Genomic DNA, 17,129 nt, shown 5'->3' on the forward strand with positions numbered 1-17,129 from the left:
GCCAATGAGCACAAAAGTCACTGTCGGAAGTGGCGCTATCGGCGCTGGTGAAATCAAATTTTACGATTCGATTCAACCGCCGCTGACTGCCGGGTCTTATACCCTGCAGGCCACTCAAACCATTCAGAATCTGCCTGGGCAGAAAGACGATCCAACTTACGTGGCAAGTCAGCAGTTAAGGGTGGACGGTCCACGTTTTACTCTGGACCCGTCACAGATCAGCTCAGTCTTTCCGCCGGCCAATCAATTGGGTAATTTTGATAACGATTTACCTCATATCGTTTTCAACAATTTTGCTTTGCCCTGGTCCCGTGAAATCAATCCGCTATCTCAGGATATTAACCAGATCCCCTGGATGGGACTGCTGACGTTGTATCCGGATGATATGCCGTCAATGACCAACGTTAATCCGAACGTTTCGCCACCCCAGACCATCACTGTCTCCGAACTGATTCATCCATCCAACGCAAAAGTTCTGCCGCCGGATCTGGGAGATACCATTTACGAACCCGACAGTACCAAGGTGACCGTGGTGGATGTGAATCTGGCGTTCTTCCAGGCCATTGCTCCGTCTCTGGATGAGTTGCCGTTTCTTGCCCATGGCAGACAGGTGAATACGGACGGGAAAGTCATGCTCGGCATGGATGCCGACGGCTGCTTTTCTCTGCTGGTAGGCAACCGTCTGCCAATGGCCACGGACGACGGGATTACCAAGAACACGATCTATCTGGTTTCCTATGAAGGCCACCAGGATCATTTGCACGGAAGCACCATTTCCGGCGATTACAATCAGATTCGGCTGGTGTTGCTGGGTTCCTGGGAGTTCAGTGCGGCCCCCGCCAGGGGCAGTTTCATACAACTGATGGAAGACCTTTGCGACAAAGGACGTGGAGGCGTCACCCTGTATCAAATGCCGAAGCAGCAGACCAATCTTCCTCTTACTCCGAATGTAACCGTGGATGAGGCCTTGGACATAGGCTATGTGGCCCTGCAAAACAACATGCGTGTTGGGGAGAACGCCACCTCCTGGTATCGCGGACCACTGGTTCCGGCGCCGACCAAAAGAGATTTTAGCTACGGCCCCTACATCTTCAGCGATCACGCGATGCAATACGATCCGGGTACGGGGATATTCAATCACGCCTATAGCGCTGCCTGGCAGATCGGCAGGCTGCTGGCACTGTCGGATGCGACCTTTGCCCAGCAGTTGTTCCAGTGGCGCATGGACTACATTACCGAGATTAACAACGACGCCAAAAACGAAGAAATTCAATTGAAAGCTTCAGCCATGATGGCACCGGAAGCCAACGGTGCCGCCGTCAACATGGTCAGTGCCACCCAGAGCCTGATGGCGACCAAGCTTTCCAAAGTGAAGTGGCCGAAAGTCACCCCGCGTACCCAGACCACTTTGGGCGATCATCTTCCCGGCATCATGAATAGTGATGAGGTTTCTGCCATTCACCAGAGCGGCGAGGATCCCCTGATCGAACTGTCCAGAAAACTGAAAGGTGGCAGCGGAAAAGTAAAAGGAGCGAAAGCATGAAATCCTGGATGAATCGTAGCTCTCTGCATGAATCCATTGTCAATCGAATGGTGGCGGCTTCCCAAACGCCGGATGAAAAACCGGTACTGACTGACAGTATTGCCCAGTGGTTGGCACAGCTGACATTGCTCTACGGCGTACCGACCTCCTACCTGACGCCGGATGTCCGAATGCTGCCTAACGAGTCCATGCGTTTTTTCTTCCTGGATCGTAACTGGCTCGACCGGATGGTAGACGGTGCTTTGAGCGTCGGTGTGCTCTCCACCCAGACCAGTCTGTTCAATGAAGTTTTCTTCGAGGACATCTATCAACAGATAGATCAGGCCCAGCAGAAGCTGAGAGCCCAGTTGAAAAACCAGGAACCGGTCAGTAGTGGCACTGTCGGTGGACCTATTACCGGTCTATTGTTTCGCTCCCAGGTCGTCTCGGGTTGGCCCGGGCTGGAAGTATACGCGTCTGCGCAAGGGGCTGAGTTGCCCATATTGCGAATGGATCGTCTGGCGCCGAGTGTGCTGCTTTGCCTCTTCGACGGAGTGCCGGATGACGTGGATTTCGTTGAGCCGAGCGAAGCACTCCATTTCGGTATCACCAGAGAAAAAGGTGCCTCGGACTTTAAGGTCAGCCTGCGCGGTCTGGGGCTTCCCACCGTAGAGGAATATCCACCTGGCGAGCAGATTCCGGATCCTCAAACCCCTGGGGCGTTTTTGACCGCCCCGGGGAATCTGCGTACCAACAACTCTCAACCCGGCGTAGTCGATATTCAGGGGCTGGTGTCATCGATCGAATCGAATATGCCTCAGGGCGCTCTGGATAACGGGAAAATCGAACCGGGCGGATTTGCGGTGCAATTGGTTCAGGGGGCCGGCAAACAGAGTTACAAAATCAGTAACGGTACGCCTTATCCCAAATGCGCTTATAGCGGGAACTAGCCGTGGGCTTCAAATGGATCAACCCATCAACGACTAAGAGTGGAAAGTAACATGGCCGCACAGACAAATCTCATGCCGGTATGGCCCGGCCCCCGTGTCCTGGTTCCTATGGCGACGGATATTCTGCTGGTGGGCAAACCGGATCAGAACACCACTTATGCCAGCACCAAGAACAGCTACCTTGACCTGTATCTGAGCCCTGGAGCAGTATTGCCTTCGCCGTTTACCACGTCGACGCTGGGGGTGGGAGCACACATCATGTGGACGCTGCCTTTCAGCCTGCGCAGCGGTTCACAAAGCGCCCAGGAAGAGCAGGTGGGATTCAGGCTGGTGCCCAACCGCTGGCTGGTAACGCGCTTCAAATATTCATCCGGTAGCAATGGAACCATTACGCCGCCACAGGTGACGGCAACGGTTCTGCAAAGCGATACACTCTTCGATATTTCCAGCAACCCGTCTGCCTATAACCAATATCCTTACCCACAGGACGCCAGCTTTCCGCTGCGTGGGATAGGGGTGGCACAGGAACTGGCTACATGGCAGGGCGTGGCCGGACCGGACAAGCCGTTCCTGCAGGCCGTCGGACCCGGAACCTTGTCGTGGTCGGTGGCTTACGACAATATCAAAAATGTATTTTCCCTCTATGACGACTTTGGTCAGGAAGCCGCTGACAGCGCCATATATACCTATTCCATTATCGGCTGGTACGCCAATCCGGACGATGATGTTCTGAGCTCCCTTCCGGTGACCGACAGTGCAGATTGGAAAGCCGCACTGGAACAGGGTTTTGCCTGGTCCCCCGGCCCCTCGGTGGGAGACGTGGACAATGGAGTGGATGCCTGGAAACAATGGCAGCAGTCGCATGGATTGCAGGGCACGTTCAACCCGGATTCCATTCAACTACCTGAGCAGGAAAAAGCCGCCATTATCGCCTGGCATAACTGGCAGCAGGCCAATGGCGTGACCGCCGAACAGCCGGACCTGCCAACCAAACTGTTGTGTCACTCCATGGTGGCTACCGTCAATTGGCAGGGTAACGGCCATGCTTATGGCACCGGCGTGCCGGGCGACTATGCGGACTTTCCTGCGGTGGCCATCGGCAATACTTCGACAGAAGCTATTTCGGTGTATATGGCCAATAAAGTGGTAGAGGAACTGGGGGAAGATCCTTCCTTTATTCCCGAAATAGAGCGGGCACTTTCAGCCTTCCAGAAAGATCTCCTGTTCGATCTTGCCAACAACGAAGTGAACAAAGTTGAAACACGGCTGCATAACGACGAATTCGAACTCGGTTACGGTGGCCAGCAATGGGTTGTGGTTCGGCCGGAAAGCACTACCGAAGACATACAGGCCACCGGAGGCCAGCAGACGATTCCGCTGAATGCCACCGATACCCAGACACTGATTGCGCTGAACAAGCTGCAAAGCGAAGTCAACACACTCTTTGGTTTGATTTCCAGTCAGCGTGGCGAACTCTTCCTGCTGTCGGTGAAAAAGCTTCAGTTGAACCGTCATTCCGATCCGGACATCGTGACCAAGGTCAACGACAGTATCAGCGCCATTACAGGGGCTTTGACTGCCAACCTGACGTCCTATGATCAGAAGACCACTCAGGTGGATAGTGACGCCAAGTCTTTTCAGGACACCTTGGGCGACCAGTTCGTTCTCAAGCCGGTCGACCTGACACCTAACGCAGCACCCAATGATCCTGTGGTGATGCTGGCCGGCGGGAAGCTTGATGCGAAGCTGAACGCTCCAGGACAGTACAAGGAAGATCAGTTGTTGTTCGTCCGCTTTACCGGGCAGACGGTCACGGGCATTGATATTACCTATACCCCGGAAGGAGGCAGTGCCGGCCCCAAAGAAACGATTGGCGCTGCAGAACTGTTGGCTAGCGGAAATGTCGTTCTGCCCACCTGGAACGCCATTCCCAAAGAGGTCATGGACCTCTGGATTGAATTGTTGCTGCTGGATACCAGTAATGCCGGTTTGATTGCCAGCCTCTATTTTCAAAAGGCAGGCATCACTCCCACCGATGACGATCTCACGGCATTGACCGCCCAGATTCAGAAGCAGCAAACCGCTCCTTGGAACAGCGCAGATCAGCTGGGTGTGCATCCCCAGGCATTGGGCGTTGTGGCTGGCATAAACGGCCTGCTGCCCTCAGAGGAATCCGTAGCCTTCAGAACCCAGCAGCCCTGGACGCCAATTTATCTAGACTGGAAAATCTCATGGTTCCCGTCTTCCATGGATTCGGCGGATGCGCTCAACGGCTGGACATTGGGAGATATCGACTTCTCCTACACCGGCACTACCATTCCGACACCGCCGGATAAATTGATCTATGAAGGGCGGACCACGATCAATACCAAGACGGCCCAGAATATCCAACAGAAATTCGCCAGTTTCGAAAGCGATCCGAACTATCAGAACTTACCGGATTTCATTATTTCGAACCTGACCAAGGTGGCCAACGATATCAAGGAGATTGATATCGTGACCCAGTCCATGGGCGGACTGGGTAAGCAATTGGCGACAGAAATCACCTCCATGAACACTTTCACCGAGGAGTACGCCGACCTGCTGGGCAATACCAGTAGCCTGTTCCGTCCTGTGGTGGGATCCGAGACAGAATCCGGCCCGTTCTTCCCCATTAGGTCCGGACACTTCCAGGTGATTGATCTATGGATGGTGGATTCTTTCGGCCAGATCTGGCGGGGCAAGGACCCAAGCTTCGGCGCAGAGTCGCCCATATTGAATATCTATTGGTCTGAAGAGCTGACGACACCTCCCAGCATCGACAAGGCTGAAACCTATGGTCAGTTGCCGCCCAGGCTGGAACAACCGGTGAGGGCCAATCCCAGATTTCTGCAGGCGGATAATGATGCCATATTCAGTAATTCCTCGGATCGGACCAGTCCCATATGCGGGTGGGTCATGGCCAATCATCTGGATAACTCGCTGATGGTGTTTGATGCTGAGGGAAATAACCTGGGCGCTATCATCAAAATTCAGCGGCAAATGACGGGGAGCGAAACCAGTGCGGAGTTTTCCATTCGTTGGGATGCGGTGCCCGGTAGTAATACACCTTTAGGTGCTCCACCGAATCTGCCCAATGAGCATTTGCAGAGCTTTATCCTGAATTTATTGGCGACCGCTTCACAAGGCTCGTCGGCCTATGACGAGTTGATGTCCGCCATTGATGCAACATTGTGGTCCATGGGGAATTTCCCGCTACAGGACGGCAATCTTTCGATATTGCTGGGAAGGCCTTTAGCGGTGGTCAGGGCCGAGCTGAATGTGCCTGTCGCCGGAACGCCCATATACAACCAGAGCTGGCCGGATACCGGCAGGTACTATGAAAGTAATGGGGAGTACCTTCCTACCAATCCTCCCTACATGTCCGTGCCATTTCCTTTCAGGGTGGGGGATAGTCTGTCTCAGCAAAACGGGGTGATGGGGTATTTCCAAGCTGACCAATACGACACTTTCTATGCGGTATACGGGATTCAAAACCAGACTGCGGCCATGAAGAGCCTGTTGACAGGGATAAGCGGCAGCCGGGCGGACAGCAGTGCCATGCTGAAGGCGATCACCACTCCCGCCGGCTTTACCAGTGGCTATGTGAAAGAGAATCATCTGATCTCTATCGCGCCGGGAGATGAACCCGTCAAGCTGACCGTGCTGATCGATCCTTCCGGGGACATGCCAGTGATTTCAGGCGGGTTGCCGACCCGGGAACTGACCTTGCCGACAGGACCCGTCGGCAACGCCATGAAGAATTTTACGGCGACTTTCCGTACCGGTCCGCTGTTGCTGGATCCGGACAAAATCAGGATGCCTACGCCGGCCGAAGTCAGAGGCAACTGGGGATGGGCTGCGCGGAAAGATGTCACTCAGTGGAACCCGAATGTCCAGGTGACCAACTACACACCGGTGGCGACCCTGGAAAGTACTATTCCAACGCTGATAGAAGGCTGGCTGACACTGTCCGGTGCCGAGTCTGAGGAAATCTGACCACGAATGAATTCAATGCCGGAAGCGACCCGGCAGAAAAATAATAGCAAGGGAGTCATGCCAATGAGTAACAGTTCAAGCACCGTTTTTGACTATAGCTTCGCGCCACCCCAGGTATTCGTTGCGACGACCACAGACCTGACCCTGACTGTATCTAATCCCATTGACGGCCCGACAATACAATGGCAGGGCGGGCCGAACGGAGATGAAATCGATGTGACCTTTCCAACCGGAAGCGACATCAGTGACCTGATGAATCAACTCCCGGTACAGACCAGGGTGGTACAACCCCAGGGATTCAGCTGCGTACGCTCAGGTGACTATTTCGCCATTAAATCAGCTGTCGGAACCACGATCGAGCCGGGCGATAAAATTGTGGTGGTGTTTGAAAGTGCGGTCATTAACGGTAAAACCGGCAGCGCCACTGTCGGCATCCAGGAATACATTGGTACCGCCAACAACCGTACCTCGGCCGCGATTTCAAAAATTGCCCAGGAGCTGGCCGTTATTGCCTGGTTAGATCCATATGTGGTGGGCTTATACGAGCAAGCTAACCTGAACTGGCAATCAGCGGCGGGCATCGGTGTCAAAATCTTCGGATTCTCCGGCGGTACCGGGGAAAAGGATTTTCCTGTCAGCGGAGATCCCCCTTATCCGGGCACCACCAAGGTGAATGTGCCTTCCACCACAGAATCCCAGAGAACCTATACCTTACAGGTCTATACCGGCGATAACCGTCACGCCCAGCAGGATGTGACGCTGACGCAACATTCTCCGTTGATTACGTCATTTACCGGCGACAAGACCTCACCCCTTAAAGTGAATTCAAGCGTGACCCTGACCTGGCACAGCTTGTTTGGAGCCGGAACAACCCTGAGTTCCAATTCCGGACTGGACCGCAATAATCCCCAGTCGCCGTTAGACGTAAATCCCGGTCAGGAATTGTTGAAGACCTATTTCAACAACTACAGCAATTTACCTGAAACCGTCACCTATACATTGGCCGTGAACGGATTTCAGGAGCCCGCCTATGCCGATGTGTCGTTCACCCTGGCTCCCGTAGGTTTGGTCTACTTCAAATACACGACGAATAACGAAGGCCAGCTATCCGGCGTGAAAGCGGTACTTGATCCGGAGCAGTGGACTGCCCAGAAAATCGAATTTCCCAGCAGCGATCTCGCGATCCTGACTTTCTACCAGCCCGGTGGAAAAGCGGAAAAATATTATCTGGGAAGCGGCGACACGGAGCATCCACAGATTCAGTACTTCAATGCCCAAAGTAAAGGGGACAACATGTTTGAATTCAGCTGGGTCACCGCCAACCTGGATGCCTCCAAGGGCATGGTTCTGCTACCGGGAAATATTCAGATTACCGGTAACGAGGTCGCTTCCGGCAGCAAGTCGCTGACGGTCACCAGCACCGCTGAATATACCCTCAGCGGGGTGGGAACCAATGGTCAATCGATTGTCAGCAAACTGGTCGTACAAGCTGGCTCCTGATAAGCGGGCTCTAAAAACAGCCTCTGAAAATTAGAAGAAGAAATGGTTTATGAGAAAAAATACTGTTGCAGACCTTGTACTAACCCTGCCTGAAGGCAGGGCTGATGAAATCGCCTTGCGCTTCCTTGATAGCCGTGGACAGGAATCCACATCGTTCACCTTTGCGGGCTTGCGCCGGCATTGCCTGATCGTCGCGGAAAATCTGGACCGGCTGAATATTACAGGCTCCATTACCTTACTGGCGTTGGAAAATCAGGCTGACTTTGTCGTCGGCTTTTTCGGCACGATGTTGGCGGGTATGATTCCCGCCCCCGTGGCACCGCTACGTCACGCGAAAGATAAGGTCGGATATGGACGTCTGGTGTCAATTCTTCGGCAGGGAAAAGCGGGATGCGTTGTTGTGGAAGCATCCCAGTCCGAAGAGGTCAGGGCACATCTCAAGGCTGAAGGGCTACCATCGGTCACCGTCCTGTCGATCGAATCGCTTCGAACCGGGGAGCTGGATAACATTCCGCTACCGAAATCCTATCCTTCCGATATCGCCTACATACAGTACACCTCAGGCTCAACGTCAGAACCCAAAGGGGTGGTGCTAAGGCATTCCAGTGTCATCACCCATATGAGGCAGATGCAGCAGGTGTTTGCGCTGGAGGAACGTGCACGGGTGGTGGGGTGGCTGCCCATGCACCACGACATGGGCCTGGTTGGTGACTTGTTCATTCCTCTGTTTGAAGGCGGTACAGGGGTGTATATGACTCCCCGGACCTTTCTTCAGTCTCCGCAACTATGGCTCAAGGCCGTCACTGAATATCGGGCTAACTTATCGGCAGCACCCACCTTTGCCTTTGAATACTGTTGTCGCAAGGTAGAGCCGGACGCTTCGTTGGATCTCTCTTGTTGGAGCAAAGTGTGTGTCGGTTCTGAAACCGTATCGCTCCAGGTATTGGATCGATTCTGCCGCACATTTGCCTCATCTGGTTTTGAACGTAATGCCTTCCTTCCGGTATACGGTCTCGCCGAAGCCACACTGTTGGTAGCGGGCGGTCGCCACGGTCTGGAAGGGCTTGACTCCAAAGTGGTGAAACGGAAGGAGTCATTCAAAGGCGATGGAAGCCCGCAGCCTAAAAGGGCATTAATCCCCTATGCGCTGAACGACGGGATTCAGGTGGATATTCGCAATCGCGAAAGCGGAATGCCTGAAAGGGAAGGGGTTGAAGGTGACATCTGGGTCAGTGGTCCGGCCACGACAGTCGGTTACCTTGAAGAACTTTCACCGGAGACGTCATTTCCCGAAAGCCCCACAATCAAAACCGGCGACCTTGGATTCATCCAGAACGGATTCCTGTATGTGACCGGACGTGCCAAAGATACGGTGATCGTGAGGGGGGTTAACTATTCCTCCGAAGACCTTGAATATGCGGTTGGCTGCGGGCAGGACCTGCTGCAGAGCAATGATCACTGCGTGTGTGTTTCTCAAATCAGCGATGCCGGGGAAAGTTTTTACCTATTCCAGGAAGTGCAACGGCATCTGCCTGAAGAGAGCCAGGAAAGGCTCATCGAGCAGATAAAAGCCAACCTGATCGACGGCTTTGGTATTACCGCTGACAATATTGTACTTGTTCCCCGGGGGACATTGCCCAGGACAGCCAACTATAAGCTGGCACGCAGGGCTTGCCTCGAGCGCTATCTGCGCGGCGAGATGAAGGTTCTTCAATCTTCGGAAGAGCGTGGCATTTCAACAGAAAGGCATTTGCCAGAAGCATCTTTTCTGAAAACCTCGAAAACCCAGGAAACCGTGGAAGCAGATCCGGTCGTGGTAGTCGGCATGGCCTGCAAGTTTCCCGGGCATGTGACAGATCCTGAATCGTTCTGGGATTTGTTGATCAGCGGAAAGGATGCCATTACTGAAGTTCCACCTGAGCGCTGGGACAATAATGTGTTTTATGATGCCCGGCCGGCTGTCCCCGGAAAGGTCAGTACTAGGTGGGCCGGATTTGTGGATGGAATTGATCAGTTTGATCCCGCCTTATTCGGGGTCTCTGCAGTGGAGGCGCCAGAAATCGATCCACAGCAGAGAATGCTACTGGAAACTTCCTGGCGGCTGATAGAAAACGCCGGATGGCAGAAACAGCAGTTGGCGGGATCCGATACCGGCGTGTTCATCGGCATCTCCACTAACGATTATCTGTATATGAAGATAAAGCTGTCGCCGGGAATGAACAGTTTTAATGCTTATTCCGGCCTGGGCAACGCCAATAGTGTCGCAGCCAATCGACTCTCATTTTTCTATGACCTCAAGGGACCGAGCATGGCGGTCGATACCGCCTGCTCATCGTCGCTGACAGCGTTTCATCTGGGCGCACGGGCCATTTTGAATGGAGATTGTTCTCAGGCCATTGTGGGTGGCGTCAATGCCATATTGTCTCCGGGGCCGACCATCACCTTGTCCCAGTTCAACATGATGTCACCGGAAGGGCGCTGTAAGACGTTTGATGCTTCCGCTGACGGGTACGTCAGAGCTGAAGGATGTGGACTGGTGATGCTCAAGCGCCAGTCGGCCGCTTTACGGGATGGTGACGCAATTCTGGCTGTCGTTGCAGCGTCTGGGGTCGGTCAGGATGGCCTTAGCGCTGGCATGACGTCTCCAAACGGTAGCGCCCAGGATCGTTTATTGCGCCATTGTCTCAAAGAAGCGGGGCTGGCAGCTGCGGATATCAGCTATGTGGAAGCACACGGAACCGGCACCCCCACCGGGGATCCGGTTGAAATGGAACAGATAAGCAAGATTTACGGCAGTAGCAGATCTTATGGAAGCACAAAAGAATTCGAACATTCAGGGAAGGAGGTAATGCCATGCGACGCTCCAACAGATACCTGCGAAGACACATGCTATGTGGGAGCCGTCAAGGCGAACATCGGCCATCTGGAGGCCGGAGCGGGGATCGCCAGTGTTATCAAATCCCTGCTGATGCTGCAGAAGGGAATGATTCCACCCCAGATCCATCTACACCAGTTGAACCCGAAGATTCGTCTTCAGGAGTCAAGACTGAACATTCCTACCGAACCTCATAAGTGGCTGCCCAGGTCCGGTCATCGACATCTGGCGATCAGTTCCTTTGGCTTTGGCGGCTCCCTGGCTCATACGATATTGAAGCAGGCGGACAAAGAGGCAGAACGGCGGCAGCCGCTACCGCCGGACCCGTTTTACTACCATCAGCATCCTTTTGTGCTGTCAGCCGTTTCTCCGGAAGCACTCGGTCGTCAGGCAGCGCATTGGGAAGAGTGGCTGAATACGGCTCCGGACATCGCTGTTCGCGATCTTTGCTACAGCCAGGCCCTCGGTCGCACGCACATGAAATACCGCACCTATTTCCTGGTGGATTCACTGCCGGCGCTAAAAGAAAAACTTCATGGCTATCTACAGACGGACAGATGCTATCTGCAGACTGATAAATACCATGTACAGGCGGACAGATACCCGGCAACAGGCAAGCCGAGTCAGATTTGTTTCCTGTTTACCGGGCAGGGTGAGCACTACCTGCATATGGGAAGGGAGTTATATTCCCGCTTTCCTACATTTCGCCAGGCGTTCGATCGTTGTGCCCGGGTTCTGGATAACCCGGATGAAGGCTTTACTCTAGCTGAAATGGCATTCGAGAACGACGATACACGTCACTGGAATGATATCTACATGCAGCCCATATTGTTCGCCGTTCAGTATGCTTTGGGGATGTTGTGGCAGGCTGCAGGAGTCAGGCCGGATGTATTGCTCGGCCATAGCCTGGGGGAATACGCAGCGGCTTGTCTTGCTGGTTGCTTCGAGCCGGAAGTCGGTATGCATTTACTGAAAAGGCGGGCGGAACTGACCAATTCGATCACGAATAAGGGCTTCATGGCCACGATATTCACTGATCACCAGCAGGTACGGGCGGTAATGGATCCTGATCGGGTACAGATTGCTGCCATTAACAGCCGCCATAAAACCGTGATTTCAGGTGAAATCGAGGAGATGGAACGACTGATCAGTCACTTTGAATCCAAAGGGGTGGAAGTTTATCGATTAAAGACCGATCAGGCTTTTCACAGCCATTTGATTGATCCCATTCTGCAGGATTACCGCCAGTGGGCTGAAAAGTTTGAATTCAAGCGGCCAACGAAACAGTGGTTGTCCAGTGTTCGGGGTGATTTTATGAATTCCCGTCCCGATGCTGACCATTGGTGTGATCACCTGCGCCATACGGTGTTGTTTGAAGACGCAGTGGCGAAACTTGACCAAAACCAGGATTGGGCATTCCTGGAATTGGGTCCTGGAGCCAGTACGCTGGCAGCCGTCAGGGAAAACCTTCCGAATTGCAAAGGCCTGCTGCTGAGATCGCTGAACATCAAGAAAGGCGATCGTACGGAATTGTTTTACTTCCTGGACTCCCTTGGCAAGCTCTATCAATCCGGTATGGACATTCGCTGGGAAAATTTACTTTACGGAAGGTTTTGCCCGGAGCTTATCCCCGGCCAGAAATTTATGCATCAGTCCTATTGGATTAAGGGTTTTAATGCTGAGGCGCTGACTGCGTTTGCCAAAGCTGAAGATGGGCAGCTTTCTTTGGGGCACAAAACGGCCAGCCAGCCGGGACATTACAAGCTCGATTGGGTGGGGGATGACAGTCGTCTTGGCCTGGATGCAGATGTCTTTCTGAAACAAAACCCGGACAACTGGCTGATTGTGGCTGAGCCGGGAAGGCTGACCGATAGGCTTCTTGCGCGGCTGAGGAAATCCCAGAAACGTGTCTATTGGATCGCTGTTTCCACGCAGTCCGGAATAAAGATAGGAAAGCCTGATGCGGTATTGCCTCCGGAGGCAACTGTTCAGGACTGGGCGTCCACCATTGCCGTATTCGAAAACTATCGCAGGCAGGCCGGGCACAGGGAATGGAAAATGATCTACCTGGCCCAGGGGCAAGCGACCTCAGATGCTCTCTCAGCCCGCGAAATTGATACTTCGGTGGCTACTGTAACGGGCTCATTACTGTCGATGCTGAAGGCGGTGAAAAACAACGGCTTGATGCTACAACTGTGGGTTGTTTGTGAAAACTCTCAAAATGTCTTTGGTGACCAGATTTGTGGGAACAAGAGTGGTGGGAACAATAGTGACGGGAACGGTGGCTGTAACAAGATTCCAGAGCTCAATTTACCTCTGTCCACACTTTGGGGATTTTCCAAAACCCTGTTCCTGGAGCATCCGGAATGGCGTGGCGGGCTGATCGATATTGATCGGAACGAATCTCTGGATGAGCGTGTCACCGGAATGCTGCAGAAAATTCTGAAGCCCTCTGGCGAACACAGTGTTGCATTACGCGGTGGCAGGCAGTTTATCCAGCAGATCATTCCCAAAAAGGTGGCCAAGGGAGAGCCTCTTAAATTCCGTGATGACGGTGCTTTTTTGATCACCGGAGGTCTTGGGGGGTTAGGGCTGGAATCCGCTCGCTGGGTCGTGGAGAACGGAGGTCGGCATGTGGTGCTGGTGAGCAGGAGTCCTTTGCCGGATCGAAAAGATTGGCGCTCAATGAGCGAGTCTGAAGCGTATTACGAAAAGGTTCAGAGAGTGCTCGAGCTTGAGCGCAAAGGGGCCAGGGTAGACGTTGTCTCCATGGATATCCGTCAGGAGGACAGCCTGAGCCAACTGTTTGAGCAATATGTCATACGCGGGGTCATCCATGCGGCCGGGGTCAACTGGTTTTCCAAAGTCATGGATACCAACAGGGAAGAATTCCTCAGAACCCTCAAAATCAAGACCTCATCGACCTGGGCACTGCATCGATTGAGCCGGAATTGTGATCTGGACTGCTTTATCCTGTTTTCGTCCGTATCGGCTTTGTGGGGGTCGGTGGAGCTGAGTCATTACACCGCCGCAAATCATTTCATGGATATGCTCAGTCAATATCGAAAGGCCTGTGGCCTGCTGGCAACCTGCATAAATTGGGGGCCATGGGCGGACGTGGGAATGAGTGCGAAGCCTCATGAGGTTGAGGTGTTGCAGCAACTCGGATTCCGTTTGATGCCTCCTCAGGAAGCGCTTAAAGCCATGTCTCTTGAGGTGGTTGACGGCGCTCCATTAAGTCTGGTGACGGAAATGGATTGGGACCGTTTCCAGACATTCACCAACTTCTCGCTGCAGCCTTCACTGTTTGCCAAAGTGGTAACGGACTCACCCTCTATGGTGCGTTCATCCGAGCAGGGATTGGCCCGCATCATGCGAAGTTCTCCGGAAAAGGCCCGCTCGCTGATTGAAGAAGTGGTCAGGATGGAGTTGCGAATGGTCATGCTGATTGATTCGATTAACGATGTGGACTCCGAGCAGCGTTTCAATTTCCTGGGGATGGATTCCCTGATGGCCATTTCTTTCGCCGCAAAGCTGGAGGAGTACTTCGGCTGTAAGCTGCCAAACACGTTGGCTTATAACTATCCCCACATCAAAGCTGTCAGTGATTTTCTCTATTCTCGGGTTTACCTGGGGGAAGATCCGGCCGAGCAGGAAGCGGCCACCGAAGAGCCGGCCTCCGGCAAGTGGTTCAGGACGATGAAGCATGCCGCAACAGAGGTGTCAGTCACCCTCTATTGTTTTCCCTACGCGGGAGCCGGCGCCTCCGTATATGCCGGGTGGTCTGAGGTATTTGGTGACGACATTGAAATCATCGCCGTTAACCCTCCGGGAAGAGAGGATTGGAGTGATACAGCGCCATTGACGAGTCTGGATAGTCTGGTTGAGGTTCTTGAATCGGAATTTTCTCCACCTAACCGTGAATTCATATTTTTCGGACACAGCCTGGGCGCGTTGATGGCTTTTGCGCTATATCAGCGACTGAAAAAAGTGGGTAGAAAACTGCCTGTCAGAATGGTGTTGTCTGGCGCGGCCGTACCGGGTGAAAAAACTCAGGGGAATCTTCATACACTTCCAACGGAGGCATTTGTGGAGGAGGTGGCCAAATACTGCATAAATCCACCAGAGACAATTCGTGCCTTTGAGCCACTTATCCGTGCCGATATCCAGATGTTCGAACAGTTTGATAATCCGGGAGGTCGGGTCGACATCCCTCTGGCAGTCGTTGCAGGTGATCAGGATTCTGTTGTTAAAACCGAGGATGTCAAAGCATGGGAAAACCTGGCCGATGGTGAATTTGATTATGTCTGTCTTCCTGGAGGGCATGATCTGGTAAAACAGTGTCCGCGTGAGCTGGCCGCTATCATCCTGAAAGGCAGGCAGATAACCAGACCTGTACCCGCGACAGAATCGGTGGAGGAGTAAATTATGTTGGATACCAAGGTTCAGCGGTCCAAACCGATTCCCTGGTTCAATGAATTCGGAGGGCGCTATTCCGGCGATCGTCCGGCATTTTATGACCCGGCCAAACTGCCCTGGGTTAAAATCCTTGAGGACAACTGGGTAATCATCAGAGACGAAATGTTTGCCCTCAAGGACTCGAAGCCCCAGCGGCTGCAGCCCTATTTCATCAATAAGTCCATGTCATTTCCGCCCCGGAGCTGGCAGACCATGGGGCTGTATTTCTGGACGTTTACCATGCATCGCAATTGCAGGAGTTGTCCGCAGACGGTGAGTATACTCAAGACGATTCCGCACCTGGTGTCCTGTTCTCTGAGTCTCCTTGAGCCCAATTCCAATATCAATCCCCATCAGGGGGATACCGATGCTGTCATCCGCTGTCATCTGGGGTTGTCTATCCCCGGAACGCTCCCGGAATGTGGTCTACAGGTGGATATGGAAAAGCATTCCTGGCAGGAGGGAAGGGTGCTGCCATTTTGCGATGCCAGGTCTCATACCGCCTGGAACCATACCAAGGGACGGCGCTACGTATTGATACTGGACGTCATGCGACCGGAATTTGCGAGGCAGAAGGATCGGGTGTGTGCCAGGGTGCTGGCCTCGTCAATCCTGCAGATGTTATATCAACGATACCCCGGGTTAGGGAATCGGTCCGGATATGTTAAGAGCCTTATCTATTCGTTGTCCTACGGCATGATTCGCCTGGCTCTGCCGATCCAGCGATGGAAATTCTGGCGACATTTCTGTCGGTGAAGATCTGCCGATAAAGATCTGTCGGTAAAGATTAGAACAGTGCTGCTGTAGTTAAAGATGCTCTTGTGTAAGAGAACACCATCAGCCGAAATCCATTCAGCTGATGGTGCTGGCAAAACGAAATTTCGATGAGTTTATGACTTGGCCTTGCGGCGACGTTTGGCAGCCAGTCCTGCCAGACCAAATCCGAGCAGCCCCAGAGCAGCAGGTTCCGGACAGTCGACGGGCTCCGGGCAATCAACTATGTCATCGATGGTGACCTTCAACAGCTTGAACATGTCGTTTTGTTCCTTGCAGAGATCATCAATGAATCCGAATATGGGGTTATAGACGCCAATGAGCCAGAATTTTGAGGAGATGTTGGTGTTGACTGCGGTCTCGTTTGTCGCGGTATCCGCGTAATTGCCCACCACACTCCAATCATCGGTAAGCAGGCCTTCCCATTCCTTATCAGTAAGGTCATAGGCCGGGTCTGATCCTTCGTAAGCCAGAACGGAAACGTCCGCATCATGGTGATACCAACCATTTTGGAAAGAGGTCACGTTAACTGCTTCCGAGAAACTCAACATAAACATGTCAAAGTCACCGTCTGGCCCCCCTTCGCTGTCTGCAGCATGTTGTGGGGAAGCGCAATGAACCTGGGCATACTCGTCATCGTTGCATATTCCCAGACCATTCCAGCGTCCCAAGGCGCCGCGTTCCAACTTGTTGTCGTTGGCGCCACCCGTGTCGCTCCAGCCGGTCACGGTCAAAAAGAGATCACCTCGTGAATACAGATTGGAAGCGTGATAAGACCCGTAGTTAATTCCCTCGTTAAGGTCCCATGAAATGATGTCTGCATTGGCGGCGGATGAACTTAATCCCAACAACAACATGCTATTTCTTAATATTTTATACATGCCCATTATTTCTCCATTTATATATTGTTAGAAAGGCTAAATAAGCCGATCCATACAAGGCAATAGATGTGCCAAATGTATAAAATCAATAACTTATATATAAATGAATGCTTGGGTTGTAAACAATGGCGACAATAACAATTAACCTATAT

General features: G+C 52.9%; 7 protein-coding genes. 6 read left to right on the plus strand and 1 reads right to left on the minus strand.

Going from position 1 to position 17,129, the window contains the following annotated elements; genetic code table 11:
• Window positions 1–4: 4 nt before the first annotated feature.
• The 6 genes from BTA51_RS14515 to BTA51_RS14540 all read left to right on the plus strand — a co-directional run bounded on the left by BTA51_RS14515 (window position 5) and on the right by BTA51_RS14540 (window position 16,078).
• Entirely contained in the window at window positions 5–1,543 is a 1,539-nt protein-coding gene (locus BTA51_RS14515; RefSeq protein WP_094708396.1) for a hypothetical protein, read from the plus strand.
• Complete coding sequence (locus BTA51_RS14520) at window positions 1,540–2,472, plus strand: hypothetical protein (protein ID WP_094708398.1); 933 nt, start codon at window positions 1,540–1,542, stop codon at window positions 2,470–2,472. The genes BTA51_RS14515 and BTA51_RS14520 overlap by 4 nt, the downstream gene beginning before the upstream one ends.
• A 51-nt stretch (window positions 2,473–2,523) precedes the next feature.
• Window positions 2,524–6,489, plus strand: a complete 3,966-nt coding sequence (locus tag BTA51_RS14525; protein WP_094708400.1) for a hypothetical protein — start codon at window positions 2,524–2,526, stop codon at window positions 6,487–6,489.
• A gap of 63 nt (window positions 6,490–6,552) precedes the next feature.
• Window positions 6,553–7,989: a hypothetical protein gene (locus BTA51_RS14530; protein ID WP_141215602.1), complete on the plus strand. Its 1,437-nt coding sequence runs from the start codon at window positions 6,553–6,555 to the stop codon at window positions 7,987–7,989.
• Window positions 7,990–8,038: 49 nt separating this feature from the next.
• Complete coding sequence (locus BTA51_RS14535; RefSeq protein ID WP_094708404.1) at window positions 8,039–15,289, plus strand: type I polyketide synthase; 7,251 nt, start codon at window positions 8,039–8,041, stop codon at window positions 15,287–15,289.
• 3 nt (window positions 15,290–15,292) lie between these two features.
• Window positions 15,293–16,078 carry an aspartyl/asparaginyl beta-hydroxylase domain-containing protein gene (locus tag BTA51_RS14540; RefSeq protein ID WP_094708406.1) on the plus strand — a complete coding sequence of 262 codons (786 nt, stop codon included), beginning with the start codon at window positions 15,293–15,295 and terminating at the stop codon, window positions 16,076–16,078.
• Window positions 16,079–16,212: 134 nt separating this feature from the next.
• On the opposite strand, the gene xdp1 is transcribed toward BTA51_RS14540, so the two are convergent.
• Window positions 16,213–16,977 (minus strand): exosortase-dependent surface protein XDP1, encoded by a 765-nt coding sequence (xdp1, locus tag BTA51_RS14545; protein ID WP_094708526.1) that lies wholly within the window; start codon window positions 16,975–16,977, stop codon window positions 16,213–16,215.
• Window positions 16,978–17,129: the final 152 nt, after the last annotated feature.

This window comes from Hahella sp. CCB-MM4 (assembly GCF_002260525.1).
Taxonomy (GTDB): Bacteria; Pseudomonadota; Gammaproteobacteria; order Pseudomonadales; family Oleiphilaceae; genus Hahella.